This window comes from Dickeya poaceiphila, from assembly GCF_007858975.2.
Classification (GTDB): Bacteria; Pseudomonadota; Gammaproteobacteria; order Enterobacterales; family Enterobacteriaceae; genus Dickeya; species Dickeya poaceiphila.
The window spans coordinates 1,018,137-1,035,382 of sequence record NZ_CP042220.2 but is presented as its reverse complement, the minus strand read 5'-3'; the positions used below and the strand labels follow the sequence as shown (position 1 = coordinate 1,035,382).

The 17,246-nt window shown below is 52.2% G+C and carries 12 protein-coding genes; 4 read left to right on the top strand and 8 right to left on the bottom strand.

Annotated features, from left to right (window positions below; all coding sequences use genetic code 11):
• Nucleotides 1–824: 824 nt before the first annotated feature.
• From Dpoa569_RS04595 to pemA, 3 genes are all read left to right on the top strand, one after another.
• Nucleotides 825–1,982 carry a polysaccharide lyase gene (locus Dpoa569_RS04595; protein WP_042872131.1) on the top strand — a complete coding sequence of 386 codons (1,158 nt, stop codon included), beginning with the start codon at nt 825–827 and terminating at the stop codon, nt 1,980–1,982.
• An 85-nt stretch (nt 1,983–2,067) separates the two neighbouring features.
• Entirely contained in the window at nt 2,068–3,723 is a 1,656-nt protein-coding gene (gene paeY / locus Dpoa569_RS04590) for a pectin acetylesterase PaeY (protein WP_042874042.1), read from the top strand.
• Between the two features lie 83 nt (nt 3,724–3,806).
• Complete coding sequence (gene pemA, locus Dpoa569_RS04585) at nt 3,807–4,904, top strand: pectinesterase PemA (protein ID WP_042872133.1); 1,098 nt, start codon at nt 3,807–3,809, stop codon at nt 4,902–4,904.
• Between the two features lie 83 nt (nt 4,905–4,987).
• Here pemA and glnB read toward each other — a convergent pair whose 3' ends face one another.
• The 5 genes from glnB to purL form a co-directional block, all read right to left on the bottom strand.
• Nucleotides 4,988–5,326 carry a nitrogen regulatory protein P-II gene (gene glnB / locus Dpoa569_RS04580; protein WP_042872135.1) on the bottom strand — a complete coding sequence of 113 codons (339 nt, stop codon included), beginning with the start codon at nt 5,324–5,326 and terminating at the stop codon, nt 4,988–4,990.
• Between the two features lie 85 nt (nt 5,327–5,411).
• Nucleotides 5,412–6,749 carry a two-component system response regulator GlrR gene (gene glrR, locus Dpoa569_RS04575; protein ID WP_042872137.1) on the bottom strand — a complete coding sequence of 446 codons (1,338 nt, stop codon included), beginning with the start codon at nt 6,747–6,749 and terminating at the stop codon, nt 5,412–5,414.
• Complete coding sequence (gene qseG, locus Dpoa569_RS04570) at nt 6,746–7,531, bottom strand: two-component system QseEF-associated lipoprotein QseG (protein ID WP_146411093.1); 786 nt, start codon at nt 7,529–7,531, stop codon at nt 6,746–6,748. The genes glrR and qseG overlap by 4 nt, the downstream gene beginning before the upstream one ends.
• 2 nt (nt 7,532–7,533) lie before the next feature.
• Nucleotides 7,534–8,967 carry a sensor histidine kinase gene (locus tag Dpoa569_RS04565; RefSeq protein ID WP_042874043.1) on the bottom strand — a complete coding sequence of 478 codons (1,434 nt, stop codon included), beginning with the start codon at nt 8,965–8,967 and terminating at the stop codon, nt 7,534–7,536.
• Between the two features lie 727 nt (nt 8,968–9,694).
• On the bottom strand, nt 9,695–13,579 hold the full coding sequence (gene purL, locus Dpoa569_RS04560; RefSeq protein ID WP_042874044.1) for a phosphoribosylformylglycinamidine synthase: 3,885 nt from the start codon (nt 13,577–13,579) through the stop codon (nt 9,695–9,697).
• A 276-nt stretch (nt 13,580–13,855) separates the two neighbouring features.
• Here purL and mltF point away from each other — a divergent pair, with 276 nt between their 5' ends.
• On the top strand, nt 13,856–15,319 hold the full coding sequence (gene mltF, locus Dpoa569_RS04555) for a membrane-bound lytic murein transglycosylase MltF (RefSeq protein ID WP_042872141.1): 1,464 nt from the start codon (nt 13,856–13,858) through the stop codon (nt 15,317–15,319).
• Nucleotides 15,320–15,330: 11 nt separating this feature from the next.
• Here mltF and tadA read toward each other — a convergent pair whose 3' ends face one another.
• The 3 genes from tadA to Dpoa569_RS04540 form a co-directional block, all read right to left on the bottom strand.
• Nucleotides 15,331–15,834, bottom strand: a complete 504-nt coding sequence (gene tadA / locus Dpoa569_RS04550) for a tRNA adenosine(34) deaminase TadA (protein WP_042872143.1) — start codon at nt 15,832–15,834, stop codon at nt 15,331–15,333.
• An 18-nt stretch (nt 15,835–15,852) separates the two neighbouring features.
• Nucleotides 15,853–16,782, bottom strand: coding sequence for an N-acetylmuramic acid 6-phosphate etherase (gene murQ, locus Dpoa569_RS04545; RefSeq protein WP_042872145.1), 930 nt, complete (start codon nt 16,780–16,782; stop codon nt 15,853–15,855).
• 121 nt (nt 16,783–16,903) lie between these two features.
• Nucleotides 16,904–17,245 carry a hypothetical protein gene (locus Dpoa569_RS04540; RefSeq protein WP_042872147.1) on the bottom strand — a complete coding sequence of 114 codons (342 nt, stop codon included), beginning with the start codon at nt 17,243–17,245 and terminating at the stop codon, nt 16,904–16,906.
• Nucleotide 17,246 lies beyond the last annotated feature (1 nt).

Below are 17,246 nucleotides of genomic sequence, written 5' to 3'. Positions count from 1 at the left end.
TCATCTGCCACCTGCATTTTTTTCATGCACGGCATTCTGTCTCACTACACCGCTTTCCATAACATCACAGCGCAAAATATTTACGGGCAACACCCATTTCAATAATAGCCGTTTTAAATGCCACCTTAACGACACCAACAATACTGACGTTCACACTGGATAGCAGAGGCAAAACTACGGCTAACTGGCAAAAGTATTTACCCAGCGGAAAAACGACATTACAAGATAATATAATCAACAAGGTTATTTAATTTATGTTATGGATATATTGCCGAACTGTTTTATTTCCCAACGATAAATACCGGGGGGAATAAAATCCAGGGGGGACTACAGTTTGATCTCGCTGTTTATTCCCGAACTCAACGATGATCAGCCGCCTGCAAAAATCAATAAATAACATTTATGAAAATCACTTTTTGGCTTTCAACAACACTGCCACTAAAAGTTAGCTTGCTTTTTATTATAACATTATAGGTTTTCAGGCATTGGCAACACTTACTAATTCATAAAACCCTATTTAATAAAAACAGAATCAATTCTTAGCCATCCTATTTATTTCAGGAAAAAATACCGAAAAAAAACACTAAATTTAAAATAAAAATTAATTCAACCTCTATGAACACAAGTTACCCGCCTCGATCACACTTTAGATTAAATTAATAAGCATCATAAAAAAACGCGATTTTGATCGCAAAAACCCTAATCAAAAATGCTTAAAAATTCGCCCTGCCACATTCCGAAATGTCGTTTCATTTTTTAAAGAATGATTTTTTATTTTTTAACAACCAGTTTGGATTAGCGCCAACAGCGCAAGGAAATAGTCTATGAACAACACCCACGTATTTTCTGCTGGAACCAAAAGTGTACTGGCAGCCATTGTTGCCACCGCGATGATGACTACAGCCGCCCACGCAGCCAGCCTGCAAACTACCAAAGCAACAGAAACAGCCTCAACCGGCTGGGCAACACAGACGACCGGCACCACCGGTGGCGCCAAAGCAGCGTCAGCCAAAATCTATGCAGTAAAAAATATCAGCGAATTTAAAGCTGCGCTGAACGGTTCGGATACCGATCCTAAAATTATCCAGGTCACTGGGGCCATTGATATCAGTGGTGGAAAAGCCTACACCAGCTTTGATGATCAGAAAGCTCGCAGCCAGATCAGCATTCCGTCTAACACCACCATCATTGGCATCGGCAGCAACGGCAAATTTACTAACGGCTCTTTGGTTATCAAAGGCGTGAGCAATATTATCCTGCGTAACCTGTACCTCGAAACGCCGGTAGATGTAGCACCGCATTACGAAGAAGGGGATGGCTGGAACGCCGAGTGGGATGCAGCAGTAATCGATAACTCCGACCACGTTTGGGTTGACCATGTTACCGTCAGCGATGGCAGCTTCACCGACGACAAATACACCACCAAAAACGGTGAGAAATATGTACAGCACGATGGTTCGTTGGATATCAAGAAAGGGTCTGACTACATCACCGTTTCCTACAGCCGCTTCGAACTGCACGACAAGACCATCCTGATCGGCCACAGTGACAGCAATGGTGCGCAAGACTCTGGCAAACTGCGCGTGACGTTCCACAACAACGTGTTTGACCGCGTTACCGAACGTACCCCACGCGTACGCTTTGGTAGTATTCACGCTTACAACAACGTCTATCTGGGCGATGTGAAGAACAGCACCTACCCATACCTGTACAGCTTCGGTCTTGGCACCAGCGGCAGCATTTTATCTGAAGGCAACTACCTCAATATCGCCAATCTGAAATCAAACTGTGCTGTTGTGAAGTCATTCAATAGCAAAGTGTTCTCCGATAATGGTTCACTGATTAACGGCGGCGATGCCGGATTGGATAATTGCGGCTTTACCGCCTACAAACCGACGCTGCCGTACAAATATTCTGTACAGAAAATCAGCAGCAGCGTTGCCGATAGCATCAACAGCAACGCAGGTTACGGCAAACTGTAATTTTTCTGCCAGAGAAAACCGCGGCCACCTGAAAAAGTGGCCGTTTTTTGCATAGATTCAGTCGCAGGGAAAAACGGTGATCATCATGCTAGCAACGACATGGAAACAGACGCTTTTTCTCAGTTCCCTGTTTTGTCTGCCATTGTCTTTTGCACAGGCTGAAAGTACCACGCCAGCAGCACCGGTTTCCCCCTCTCAGCCAGCATTCAATATCACTACGTTGGCAGCCAATACCTTGATTAGCGGTCAGGTGGCCTATCGTGACATACGCTTTCCTGCCACGTTACTCATCAAAGACCAACGCGGTATAGCGCGCAATGTAACAACCGATCTTCAGGGACGGTTTTATGCCGACGTCTCCTCACTGGTCACGCCCTTGCGCCTGTCTGCCGTTGAAGCTGGCGGACAACATTGCCTTGCAAGCAACCAGCTCCGCGCCGTCTGCCTGAGCGCGTTGGTTCCCCAACTGCGTAACGGCCATGACAATCGCATTAATATCAACCCGTTGACTGATCGCATTCTGTCCGATGTCGCTGCCTCGGTCGGTTATATTGGCCCGCAACAACTGATTGATGCCACTACCTTGCCATCCTTATCGACCACTGCCTGGGAAACCGCTTATCACGAATTCCACGCTGGTTTTGATGAGGCCTTAAAACAGGCCGGTATGACTGTTCCATCCGAGTTCGATCCGTTGACGTATCCAGATGCACTAACGCCAGCCTTCACACAGATTCTTCAGGTTATCAACCACGCACGCAATTACCACAACGACAGCGGCCAGGCTGGGCACACCGTGTTAACTGACATCACGTTTCGCCCGATCATCGGATTGAATGCCTCCGGCAGTTACGAACCATTGGATCTGACCCGCGCCAGCCAATACCGCAACGCGCTGGAGCAGGCGCATACCCGCATTTTCATCGTTAGCGACTCCACCGCAGCAACCTACGAGGAAGCACGCTTTCCCCGCATGGGCTGGGGCCAGGTATTTGAACAACAGTTCCTGCCCGACAGCCCTATTGCCATCGTCAACGGTGCCCGATCAGGGCGCAGTTCACGTGATTTCTACTACGAAGGTTGGTTCCGCCAAATGGAATCGTTTATGCGACCGGGCGATTATCTGTTTATTGGTATGGGACACAATGATCAGAACTGCGACAGCCAGAAAGCCGTTCGTGGTGCAGCGGATGTCGCCAACCTTTGCACCTACCCCAATAACGCCGATGGCAGTCCGCAATACCCACAAGGCAAACCGGAGATGTCCTTCCAGATCTCGCTGGAGCGTTACATCCATTACGCACGGTCGCATCAGATGATACCGGTATTGCTAACACCAACAGCACGGGTCAAAAATGCCGAAGGAAAGAGCGGAACGCCAGCCGTACACAGCCATCTGACAAAACAGAACAAAGCAGGTGGTTATGCCTTTGTTGGCGATTACAGCCAGACCATCCGCGATACGGCCAGCAAGAATCAGGTGCCGTTACTGGATGTGGAAACGGCGACGCTGGCGCTGGCCAATCAGGGCGACGGCCAGCAGTGGCAACAATACTGGCTGGCCGTCGATCCGGAACGTTATCCCTATTACCGCGATCAGGCAGGTAGCCTGACTCAGCCTGATACGACTCACTTCCAGCAAAAAGGGGCACAGGCAGTCGCAGCGATAGTCGCTGACCAGATTAAGGCAACGCCCTCACTGCGAGAATTGGCAGACAAGCTGCAGGCCACTGCGCGGTAATGCTGAGCAAGAAGAGATTATAGGACGCTACTCGTGCATAAAGCACCTGGACTTCAGTTACCCACCACTAAAGGAATATGTGTATGTTAAAAACGATCACTGGAACCCTAGCACTGTCGCTGATTATCGCTGCCAGCGTACATCAGGCACAGGCTGCGACAACTTACAACGCGGTAGTATCAAAATCCGCCAACGATGGCAAAACGTTCAAAACCATTGCTGATGCCATCGCCAGCGCGCCAGCCGACAGTACGTCATTTGTAATTCTGGTCAAGAAAGGCACCTATAACGAGCGCCTGACAATTACCCGTAATAACCTGCATCTGAAAGGTGAAAGCCGTGACGGTACAATCATTGCAGCTACCACCGCGGCAGGTACGCTGAAGTCAGACGGTAGCAAATGGGGAACAGCAGGCAGCAGCACTGTCACGATTAGCGCTAAGGATTTCAGCGCCCAATCGCTGACGATTCGCAACGACTTTGACTTCCCGGCTAATCAGGCCAAGAGCGACAGCGATAGCAGTAAAATCAAAGATACTCAGGCTGTCGCGCTGTATGTCACCAAAAGTGGCGACCGCGCCTACTTCAAAGACGTCAGCCTGATCAGCTATCAGGACACACTGTATGTTTCCGGTGGTCGCAGCTTCTTCTCTGACTGCCGGATCAGTGGCACCGTTGACTTCATTTTCGGCGACGGCACCGCGCTGTTCAACAACTGCGATCTGGTATCTCGCTATCGTGCCGATGTGCCAAGTGGCGTCACGGGTTACCTGACTGCTCCCAGCACCAATATCAATCAGAAGTACGGTCTGGTGATCACCAACAGCCGTGTGATTAGGGAAAGTGACTCAGTGCCAGCTAAAAGCTACGGACTGGGCCGCCCCTGGCACCCAACAACGACCTTCTCCGATGGACGCTACGCCGATCCGAACGCTATTGGGCAGACCGTATTCCTGAACACCAGTATGGATAATCATATTTATGGCTGGGACAAGATGTCCGGCAAGGACAAAGACGGCAACACCATCTGGTTCTACCCGGCAGATTCTCGTTTCTTCGAGTACAAATCCTATGGTGCGGGTGCGGCAGTGAACAAAGATCGTCGGCAACTGAGCGACGCCCAAGCCGCAGAGTACACCCAAAGCAAAGTGCTGGGCGACTGGACACCGACATTACCCTGATAGATAGGTTATCCTGCATCTGATACAACACAGCCAGCCGATAACGGCTGGCTGTGTTTTGCTGCATCACCAACAACAGGTTGTCAGATGGCGGTTTCGTCCTCTTCGCCCGTGCGGATACGAATGACACGCGCCACATCAAAGACAAAGATCTTGCCGTCGCCAATCTTGCCTGTCTGCGCAGTACGCATGATAGTTTCCACACAAGTATCAACGATATCGTCAGACACCACGATCTCAATTTTTACTTTCGGCAGAAAATCCACCATGTATTCCGCGCCACGATACAGCTCGGTATGGCCTTTCTGGCGTCCGAATCCTTTTACTTCCGTTACCGTCATCCCGGTGATACCGACCTCGGCTAACGCTTCACGTACATCATCAAGTTTGAACGGTTTAATAATCGCATCAATTTTTTTCATGGTGGAATCCTAATCATCACTATGTAGCGGCCAGAGCCAGCACGGCGAAATCATGACCTGCCATGCAATTCACAATAACTTAACACTATTCTTTAAAATCATTGGCGTCCAGTTCATGCCGCGCCAACAGTTTATAAAATTCAGTACGGTTTCGCCCCGCCATACGTGCCGCCTGCGTCACATTGCCTTTAGCAATTTGCAGTAATTTTCGCAGATAATTGAGTTCAAACTGGTTACGTGCTTCAACAAACGTCGGCAACGCCGTATTTTCCCCTTCCAGCGCTTGCTCCACCAACGCATCGCCAATGACCGGCGCACTGGTCAGTGCGACGCACTGCTCAATCACATTCACCAATTGCCGCACGTTCCCCGGCCAGCTTGCCGTCATCAGGCGCTTCATGGCATCAGTCGAAAAACTACGCACAAAAGGTTTATGCCGGGCCGCCGCCTCACGCAGTAAATGGTTGGCTAACAAAGGAATATCCTCGGCTCGCTCATGTAATGCCGGCAGTTTGAGATTAACCACATTGAGACGATAGTAAAGATCCTCTCGAAACTCGCCTTTTTCCATCGCTTTGGGCAAATCCCGGTGCGTCGCAGAGATGATCCGTACATTGATATCCATATCCCGATTACTGCCCAGCGGTCTGACCTTGCGCTCCTGCAATACACGCAACAACTTTACCTGCAAGGCAAGCGGCATATCGCCAATTTCATCAAGAAACAGCGTCCCACCCTCCGCCGCCTGAAATAAGCCTTCACGCTGGCTGACAGCGCCGGTAAATGCCCCTCTGGCATGGCCAAATAGCTCGGATTCCAGCAAAGGCTCCGGCAATGCTCCGCAGTTGATGGCAATAAATGGTCTTCCAGCGCGGGGGCTGGCTGCATGAATCGCCTGCGCCAGTATCTCTTTTCCGGTACCGCTCTGGCCGTTAATCAGCACACTGACATCTGACTGCGCCACCATTTTGGCTTGCTCAAGCAAGCGTTGCATAATCGGGCTGCGCGTTACTACCGCGGCACGCCAGCTTTCATCACTTGTCGGCGGCGACAGTTTCAGCGCATCATCAATCGCTTTATACAATGCATCACGATCAACCGGTTTAGTCAGAAAACTGAATACACCCTGCTGTGTTGCCGCCACAGCTTCAGGGATAGAACCATGCGCAGTCAGGATAATCACCGGCATCCCTGGCTGATTTTTCTGGATTTCAGCAAACAAGGCCAAACCATCCATTTCATCCATGCGCAAGTCACTGATCACCAGATCGATTTTTTCCCGCAACAACAATCGCAACGCATCCTGACCACTGGCTGCCGTGGTGACGGTAAATCCTTCACTGGTCAGACGCATCCCCAACAATTTCAACAGGCTGGGATCATCATCCACTAATAGCAGGCTGGCGGACTTTCGGGTGGTCATTCGCTTTTCATTCCTTTTTTCACCACAGCAGGCGGTGTTTCACTCTCACCGTTTTTTACCCGACGACTCTCGCCATCTGGCAAATCGCTCTGCACCGGTTTGCGCGATGAGAGCTGACGTTCAATATCGGTCAGATTTTCCAGTTTACGCGTGGTGGTTTCCAACTGAGACTGTAATTGATTTTGCTGCTCATGCATCATTTCCAGCTGCTTGTCGTTGTTTTCCTGAGTACGCTGGAAACGCTGTCGCTCATCAGACAGAGTCAACATCAAATTCTGTTTATCCAGCCAGAGCTGAAACAGCGGCAACAATGTCAGCGGCACATTTAACCGATGACGGCTTAGCTGTTCAATAATCTGATGACGCTCCTGCGCCGTGGTTTCGGCATTGTCCAGCAAGATGGCCTGACGGAACAAACCGCTCCAGTCATTTTCTCCCACCATCAGTGTCTGCTGGCGGGCCTGTGTCGGCGTCATGCGCGCAGCACAGTCCATCACACGCAACCAGTACAGTGCATTATTCATCGCATCGGTGCTGTGGAGTTGCCACAATTGCTCACACGACATGGTGCGATAATCCGCCACCTGCTCTTTAGGCAGGCTGACGATATCAGCCACTCGCTGCCCGGCAGGCCGGTTATCACTATCCTGAGCACAACCAGCCAGCAAAAATAGCAATGGCAAGCCAGCCAGCAACGTTTTCAGCGCGGCAATCGCCTCCGGGCCGGACAACGACACCACCGGCCCTCGGAACAGCAGGAGGCTTAACAACCGTGCAATCATGGCTAATTCTCAGTGTTCAATGGTAATTCAATACGAAAACAGACATCGGCATACTCTACCGTGACCAGATTCAGTTCACCCTGCATACGACGGATGCAATCCTGCGCAATGCTCAGTCCCAAGCCACTCCCTTTTACTGCACCTTTACGCTGGTGAGTACCTTGATAAAAAGGCTCGAAGATCATGCTTTTATCCGACTCAGGAATAGGAGAGCCGCTGTTGGCGACATCAATTTGAACCCGGTTCTCAATTTGACGACTGCGAATCCAAATGTTACCGGATTCCCGGCCATAGTGCACCGCATTGGAATAGAGATTATCTATCACCCGCATCAACAACGTGGCTTCCGCCCGGCACGCTGGTGCATCCAGTTCAATGTGCGTTTGCATTAGCTTGCTGCGAGCCGGCAGGCTGTGTGCGCAGACAACCATATTGACGATGTCGTTGATATCCACTCGCTCCAGCCCCGCCGGGGCATACGCTAGTTTTCGGTTATAGTCAAGCAATTGCTCAATCAGTTGCTGCAAATGGCGGCTGCTGTTATCAAGAATCGCCACCACCTCTTTTTGGTCTACCGTCAACGTGCCAACCACTTCGTCGGCCAGCAGCGCCGTCCCTTCACGCAAACTCGCCAGCGGCGTTTTCAATTCATGAGATAAATGACGCAAAAACTCGTGACGCTGCGCTTCCAACCAGGAGAGGCGTTCGCTTAGCCAGATGATCCGTTGCGCCAGAGAACGGATTTCCGTCGGCCCTCTGAAACTGGCAAGCTGGCCTAGCGGACGGCCTTCTCCCAGCCGATTGATCATCCGCTCAACGCCTTTCACCGGTCCGATTATCATCCGGGTAAACAACACTACCAGCAGTACGCTAACCAGAAACAGCATCAAGGTTTGCCAGCCGAAGAAACGGCCTCGTTCAGCAATGTCTTGCTGCAACTGCTGCCCACGCGAGAAGATCATCTCACGAGTCACCTGCACCATCTGAGCATTAGTACGCGAAAAATTATCCAGCACCGTAACCGATGCCACAGCAGGGCCGTTGTTTTGGCACCGGATCTCGGCCAGTTGCGTCAGATACTGTCGCAGGTTCTGATAATAGGAGGGATCAGGCAGAATCGGTGCATGAGCGTCCAGCATCTGGGAGTACTGCTTACGCTGGTTCTGATACAACTGTGACAGGGTCGGATCTCCCAGCACACAAAACTGGCGATAACTACGTTCCATGCTGATAGCCGTACTGGTCATGGCTTCGCTGCGCCGGGCATCGGCCAGTGTGGTGTTATTAATTCCAGCCGCCTGTTCACTGAGGTGATCTAAACTCTCATAAGCCTGATAAGCCAGTACCAACAGCGGCAGCAAAACCAGCAGGAATGCCATAATGACTAATTGCCGCAAAGAGCGTGGAAAAAAACGCCAACGTTTCAACGAAATCATATCGTTACCTGCCAGAGCACTCCGCTTGATACATCGCTCATCATAACGCGCCATTGTACGCGTTATCCGTATCACCTCAAAAGCAGCGTGCCGTATCCCGGAAAATCATTCGCAATCATCTCATTTGGTAATGCAAAACGCTGCCACCAGATGCGGACAGGCTCACAATATGACGCCGGGCATAACTATATGCAGGATGCAGGCCCATGCAGGCCCCAAAAAGCAAAACCCGGTCACACAGTAACTGTCTGACCGGGTTTCTGAATAGGCGGTGCCTCACTCAACGTGTCGCCCAATGTTCGATAAAGCCCAAAGGCAATTATCAATAATGCTGGACGATAGGCACCTTATCTTTTGGCATCATTCCAAGTGTTATGAGCATGAATTTAGCATTCGCATCATAACCAGTTGAATGAGCAGCGCGCTTATTATGCACTTGTTGTGCCAGTTATCAAACACAAATCACAAAAATATGAAATTAAATGAAAAATAAAATCATCACACCATGGATTTTCAGAACACGGCACGATTCATCCGTTTAGGCCGGTGAAAATTTTGCTTTTTGTCGCTAAAAAAAGACACCCTGGTGCTCATTAAAAATAATCATTTAAAATCAAAAAAATAAACGTCTCCTTTTTGAGACAAAAAAATATATCACCGTCGCTGATTTGAGACAAAAAATAAAGGGACCGGAGTCCCTTTATGATCAATACATTACGTTATTACATCACCCCAACTGGCGGCGTGCATTACGGAACATACGCATCCACGGGCTATCTTCGCCCCACTCTTCCGGGTGCCAAGAGTTACTCACGGTACGAAACACTCGCTCTGGATGCGGCATCATGACTGTAGCACGACCACTGGCGCTGGTTACCGCAGTGATGCCATTCGGCGAGCCGTTCGGGTTAGCCGGGTAATCTTCCGTTAACTGACCGTAATTGTTCACGTAACGCAGCGCCACCAACTGATGTTGTTCCAGCGCAGTCAAATGACTGCCGTCACGAACCTCTACACGACCTTCACCATGAGACACGGCGATAGGCATACGAGAACCGGCCATATCCTGCAGGAACAGCGATGGGCTATTGGTCACTTCAACCAGACTGAAACGTGCTTCAAAGCGGTCTGATTTATTGCGTACAAAGCGCGGCCAGTGCTCCGCCCCTGGAATCAGCTCACGCAGGTTAGACATCATTTGACAGCCGTTGCATACCCCCAACGCCAGCGTTTGTGGGCGCAGGAAGAAAGCAGCGAATTCATCGCGTACCCGATCATTAAACAGAATGGATTTCGCCCAGCCTTCACCCGCACCCAGCACATCACCGTAAGAGAAACCACCACAGGCGACCAGCGCCTGGAAGTCCTGCAGATTACGGCGACCAGCGAGTAGATCGCTCATATGAATATCAATGGCATCAAACCCGGCACGATGGAACGCGGCGGCCATTTCCACATGCGAGTTGACGCCCTGCTCACGCAGCACCGCTACTTTCGGACGCGCCTGACGGCTGATGAACGGTGCGGCGATGTCTTCGCGCAGGTCGAAAGTCAGTGCAACATTCAGCCCTGGATCATTGTCATCAGATTTGGCGTGATGTTCCTGATCAGCACACTGCGGATTATCGCGCAAACGCTGCATCTGCCAGGTCGTTTCAGCCCACCAGGTACGCAGCGTCGTACGGCTTTCGTGGTACACCACCTCATTACCGCTGTGAATGATGAAGTGATTACTGGCTTCCGCCTGCCCCAGATAATGCACGCAATCCGCTAACCCCTGCTCAGCCAGTACTTGCTCCACTTCGGCGCGGCGGGAAGCTTCTATCTGGATAACCGCCCCCAGCTCTTCATTGAACAACACCGCCAGCGCATCTTCGCCCATGGAACGGATATCCGCTTTGATGCCACAGTGCCCGGCAAACGCCATTTCCGCCAGTGTGACCAGCAGACCACCATCTGAACGGTCGTGGTATGCCAGCAGCGCCTTGTTCGCTACCAGTGTTTGCATTGCATTAAAGAAGCCAGCCAGTTGTGCCGGATTACGCACATCCGCCGTTTTACGCCCCAGTTGGCGATAGACCTGAGCCAGCGCCGTCGCACCCAGTGCGTGATGGCCGGCTCCCAGATCAATCATCAGCAGCACATTGTCCTTGTCGGTACGCAGTTGTGGCGTCACGGTATGTCGCACATCTTCGACACGGGCAAACGCGGAAATCACCAGCGACAGCGGCGCGGTTACCGACTTATCTTCACCGTTTTCCTGCCAGCGAGTTTTCATCGACATAGAGTCTTTACCCACTGGAATGGTCAATCCCAGCGCAGGACATAGCTCTTCGCCAACCGCCCGTACTGCTTCATACAGGCCGGCATCTTCGCCCGGATGCCCGGCTGCCGCCATCCAGTTCGCGGATAATTTCACCCGTTTCAGGTCGCCAATATGCGTTGCCGCAATGTTAGTGAGCGCTTCCCCCACCGCCAACCGCGCCGAAGCGGCGAAGTTACGTAACGCGACCGGCGCACGTTCGCCGATGGACATGGCTTCACCGTAGTAACTATCCAGACTGGCGGTAGTCACCGCACAGTCCGCCACCGGCACCTGCCACGGACCGACCATCTGGTCACGCGCCACCATCCCGGTTACCGTACGGTCGCCGATGGTGATCAGGAAGGTTTTTTCGGCCACTGCGGGCAAATGCAGCACACGCTCAACCGCGTCCGCCAGATAAATGCCTTCTCGATTCAACGGCGTGCCTTCCACGTTCTTACGTTCAACATCACGCAGCATTTTCGGCGTTTTGCCCAGCAATACGTCCAGCGGCATATCGATAGGCTTGTTGTTGAAATGACGATCATTGAGCGTCAAATGCTGTTCTTCAGTCGCCTCGCCAATGACGGCATAAGGTGCACGTTCACGGCGGCAGATTTCATCGAACTGCGCCAGCTGTTCCGGCGCTACCGCCAGCACGTAACGCTCCTGCGATTCGTTACACCAGACTTCCAACGGACTCATTCCCGGTTCGTCATTGAGAATGTCGCGCAGTTCGAAACGACCGCCACGCCCACCATCGCTAACCAGTTCCGGCATAGCATTCGACAGGCCGCCCGCCCCCACATCATGGATAAACAAAATCGGGTTCTGCTCGCCGAGCTGCCAGCAGCGATCAATCACTTCCTGACAGCGGCGTTCCATTTCCGGGTTATCGCGCTGTACCGAAGCAAAATCCAAATCTGCATCAGACTGGCCTGATGCCATGGAAGACGCAGCGCCACCGCCCAGCCCGATATTCATCGCCGGTCCGCCCAGCACAATCAGTTTGGCGCCAATACTGATCTCGCCTTTCTTCACGTGTTCCGCGCGGATGTTGCCGATGCCGCCCGCCAACATGATAGGTTTGTGATAACCACGCACTTCGACGCCGTTATGGCTGTCCACCGCTTCTTCATAGGTACGGAAATAACCGGTCAGCGCCGGACGACCGAATTCATTATTGAAAGCCGCGCCCCCCAGCGGACCGTCGGTCATGATGTCCAACGCGCTGACGATACGGTCTGGCTTACCGAAATCCTGCTCCCACGGTTGGATAAAACCGGGTATACGTAGGTTAGATACCGAGAATCCGACCAGACCGGCTTTCGGTTTCGCGCCACGACCAGTGGCACCCTCATCGCGGATTTCACCGCCGGAACCCGTCGCGGCACCCGGCCACGGTGAAATAGCGGTCGGGTGGTTATGGGTTTCCACCTTCATCAGGATATGTGCCTGTTCCTGATGGTAAGCGTAAGCGCCCTGTTGATCAGGGAAGAAACGCCCTACCGCCGATCCTTCCATTACTGCGGCGTTATCTTTATAGGCAGACAGAACGTAGTCCGGCGTGTGCTCAAAGGTGTTTTTGATCATCTTGAACAGCGACTTAGGCTGAGTTTCACCATTGATGACCCAGTCGGCATTGAAGATTTTGTGGCGGCAGTGCTCAGAATTCGCCTGAGCAAACATGTAGAGTTCAATATCGGTTGGATTGCGCCCCAGTTTGGTAAAAGCATCCAGCAGATAATCCATTTCGTCATCGGCCAGCGCCAGCCCCAGACGCAGGTTGGCTTCTTCCAGCGCAGAGCGGCCTTGCAACAAAATTTCCACCCGTTTCAACTGGGCAGGCTGATGCTGAGAAAACAGCAGATTGGCCTGTTGCAAGTCATCAAATACGCTTTCCATCATACGGTCGTGGAGCAGCGCCGCCAGTTCTTTCCACTGCGCATCACTTAACGTGGGCGCATGGATATAAAACGCCAGACCGCGCTCCAGGCGTCGAATTTTCTGCAGACCGCAATTGTGTGCGATGTCGGTTGCCTTGGAAGACCACGGAGAAATAGTGCCTGGGCGTGGAGTGACCAGAATCAGCCGTCCGGTAGGTTCGTGCTCTGCGAGAGAGGGCCCGTATTTCAGCAGGCGGCTCAGCCGTGACTGTTCTTCATGGTTTAGCGGAGCGTTCACATCGGCGAAGTGGACGTATTCGGCATAAATGTCGCTAACGGGCAAGTGATGCTCTTTGCACCGGGCCAACAGTTTATTGATGCGAAAAGCCGATAAGGCGGGTGAACCACGCAGTATTTCCATCATCTAAATTTCTCTCGTCTTCGAGGCACCGGAGACAGTGCGTCAGGGCGCTACAGGGGGGAAACGCGCGCTATTATAGAGAATAGTGACGCGCGACGAAACCGTTTGCGTAGCGATTGTTAAACATTGCAGACATGCAGCGGTCAAACTATAGACAAACGAATAACAGTTGCACACTGGCGGTTTGTTAAGCAAAATGCCCCCGACTCTGGGACAGACGTATAAGAAACTGCCGTTACAGACAGACAGGCCAACTGGCCGCCGAGAGACAACTCATTGAAGCGTTTAACGATAAATTATGTATTCATCGGGGTAATCGCTTTGCTGTTAACGCTGGCATTGTGGCCAAATATTCCATGGCGCAGCGACCAGGACGTTCAGCTAAGGCAAATCCTTTCACGTGGCGAGCTACGTATCAGCACCGTGACCTCTCCGCTGACTTATTTCCTCAGTAACGGTTCCCCCACCGGACTGGATTACGAACTGGCCAAGCGATTCGCCGATTACCTCGGCGTGCGGCTGGTGGTATCGGTGCGCCAAAATGTCGATGATTTGTTCAGCGATCTGGATAACAACACGGCTGATCTGCTGGCTGCCGGTTTGATTTATAACCGGGAGCGTCTGAGCCGTTTCCAGGCAGGGCCGTCCTATTATTCAGTGTCACAGCAACTGGTCTACCGCATGGGTACGGCTCGCCCCAACTCGCTGGACAAGTTGCAGGGTAAACTGACCGTACTGTCCGGTTCGGCGCACACCGCCATGCTGCGTGACCTTAAAGCGAGCAAATACCCGCAACTGAGCTGGGAAGTCGCTACCAATGTGTCCGAACTGGATCTGCTAAAGCAGGTGGCGGAAGGAAAACTGGATTACACCATCGCTGACTCCATCAACATCGGTCTGATGCAACGTATTCACCCGCAGTTAGCCGTATCATTTGACCTGAGCGATGAAGAACCGGTTACCTGGTATCTGCGACAAACCCATGACGACAGCCTCTCCGCCGCATTACTGGATTTTTTCAGCCAGATAATGGAAGACGGCACCCTTGCCCGTCTGGAAGAAAAATACCTCGGTCACGTCGGTGAGTTCGATTATGTGGATACCACCACGTTCCTTAGCGCTATCGACAGTACGTTACCGGGCCTGCGCCCACTGTTCGAAAAATATGCCAGAGAGATCGACTGGAAACTGCTGGCCGCTATTTCGTACCAGGAATCGCACTGGAACCCGCTGGCAACCTCGCCAACCGGGGTACGCGGCCTGATGATGCTGACCCGCAATACTGCTGACAGCCTGGATGTGGCAAATAGACTTAATCCAGAGGAAAGCATCCGCGGCGGTGCCAGATACCTGAGTCAGATGATGCAACAGGTACCCGCCACCATTCCGGCAGACGAACGTATCTGGTTTGCGCTAGCCGCCTATAACATGGGATACGCCCATATGATGGATGCCCGTAAACTCACAGAAACACAGAAAGGCAATCCGGACAGTTGGGCCGATGTCAAAATACGTTTGCCGATGCTGGCCCAAAAGCGCTATTACACCCAGACCGCCAACGGTTACGCCCGCGGTCAGGAGGCTTATGATTACGTGGAAAATATCCGGCGCTATATGGTCAGCCTGGTCGGATATCTTGCAGAGAAAGAAAACCGGGCATCACAGCAACAACTGGCCGCCAGTGCCTACCCCGCCGTACCACCAGAACAGTTGACAGCCAATTCCGCCCACCCCCGCTAAGGCACGCCCGGTCAACCAGAGATTTCCCGCCCTGCACGCGCTTCGCGTTGCTGCTGACGGCGCATACGGAAAAAGCGGCTAAGCAGTTCGGAGCATTCATCCGCCAGAACCCCATCGGTGATGGTAATGCAGTGGTTCATGCCTGGATGACGCAGAATATCTACCAGCGAACCGGCAGCACCGGTCTTGGCATCCGCCGCACCATACACCAGTCGGCTGATGCGACTGTGGATCATCGCGCCGGCGCACATCACACAAGGTTCCAGCGTAATGTATAGCGTGGTATCCAGCAGACGATAATTTTGCAGCGCCTGCCCGCCCTGCTGTAACGCCATGATCTCTGCATGAGCGGTAGGATCATGGCGGCCAATTGGTCGATTCCAGCCCTCGCCAATAATCGTTTCCCCTTGCACCAGCACTGCACCAACCGGCACTTCGCCCTCGTCCCAGGCGCGTTGCGCCAGCGACAATGCATGGCGCATCCAAAACTCATCACCCATCGGACTGTTCATCATTACTCTTAGCTTTTCCTCTTAGCTTTTCGCCCGTTCTTCGCACAACGCATCGCGCAGATAACCACTTGTCTCCGCTAAACGTTGCCTGGCCAGTGGCGCATCGCAGCCAGTCACCACCATGACTATTGCCGGTTTGACTTCATAATCAGTCTGCACCAAATACCGCTGTGCAGAATCCCGATCAATACCGGTAGCCTCCATCAGGATACGGCAGGCACGATCCACCAATTTCACGTTGGTGGCTTTCACATCCACCATCAGGTTCTGGTATACCTTGCCCAGTCGTACCATCGCACCGGTGGAAATCATGTTCAGCACTAATTTTTGCGCCGTTCCAGATTTCAGTCGGGTAGACCCCGTCAAGACTTCCGGCCCAACCAGCGGAGAAATGGCGATCCCTGCTGCCTGTGCAATCGGTGAATGTGGATTGCAGGAGATAGCGGCGGTACGGCAGCCTAATGCACGAGCATAACGCAAGCCGCCAATCACATAGGGCGTTCGCCCCGACGCAGCAAGACCGACGACCATATCCTGAGGGGTTAATGTCAACGCGACTAAATCCGCTTCGCCTAACGACGGGTCATCCTCGGCGCCCTCTACCGCCTTTAGCAACGCACCAGGGCCGCCAGCGATCACCCCCACCACCAATCCATGCGGCACCCCAAAGGTGGGCGGACATTCCGAGGCATCTAATACGCCAAGACGACCACTGGTGCCAGCCCCCAGATAGATAATTCGCCCGCCAGCCTTCAGGCAATCGGCGGCGGCATCTACCGCCTGAGCAATCGCAGGCAATACTTCACGGATCGCCTCCGGCACACGATGATCTTCCTGATTGAACAACGACACCATGTCCAGCGTGGACAGCAGATCCAAATTCATGGATGCCGGATTGCGGGTTTCTGATAGTAACGTGCCGAAATCCACCTTTTTTTCGTTTTTTATCATTATTCAGCCACCTTGAATCGGGTTATACCGATTGTCGCACACGAGCGCTCACCATCTGCCAAACCAATAAAAAACGGCTTGCAGGGTAACTGGCAAGCCGTTTTGTCAGCACGTCTCAACGTCAGAAGAGCTTGTCCTCATCATCGCGGATCAACGACTCCAGACTACCCAACTCTTCACGATCCCGCGCCCGGTTGACGAGTTTAAGCTGTGCAGCGGCCGGGAAATCGGTGATGTTGATCTGCCCTTTGGTGATCAATACCTGAATCAGATCTTCCAGCACACGTACCATTTCCAGATCGCTACTGCGCAACCGCTCAATCTTAGCCATAATGGCCTGCTGATTATTCAGCCATGCTGTGGCTTCTACAGAATCATCCGGCAACTCGCCGTTCATTTCTGGAAACGGTAATTCTTCTACTCGGATAATATGGCCGTTGCTGTCACGCAGAATGTAAAACATA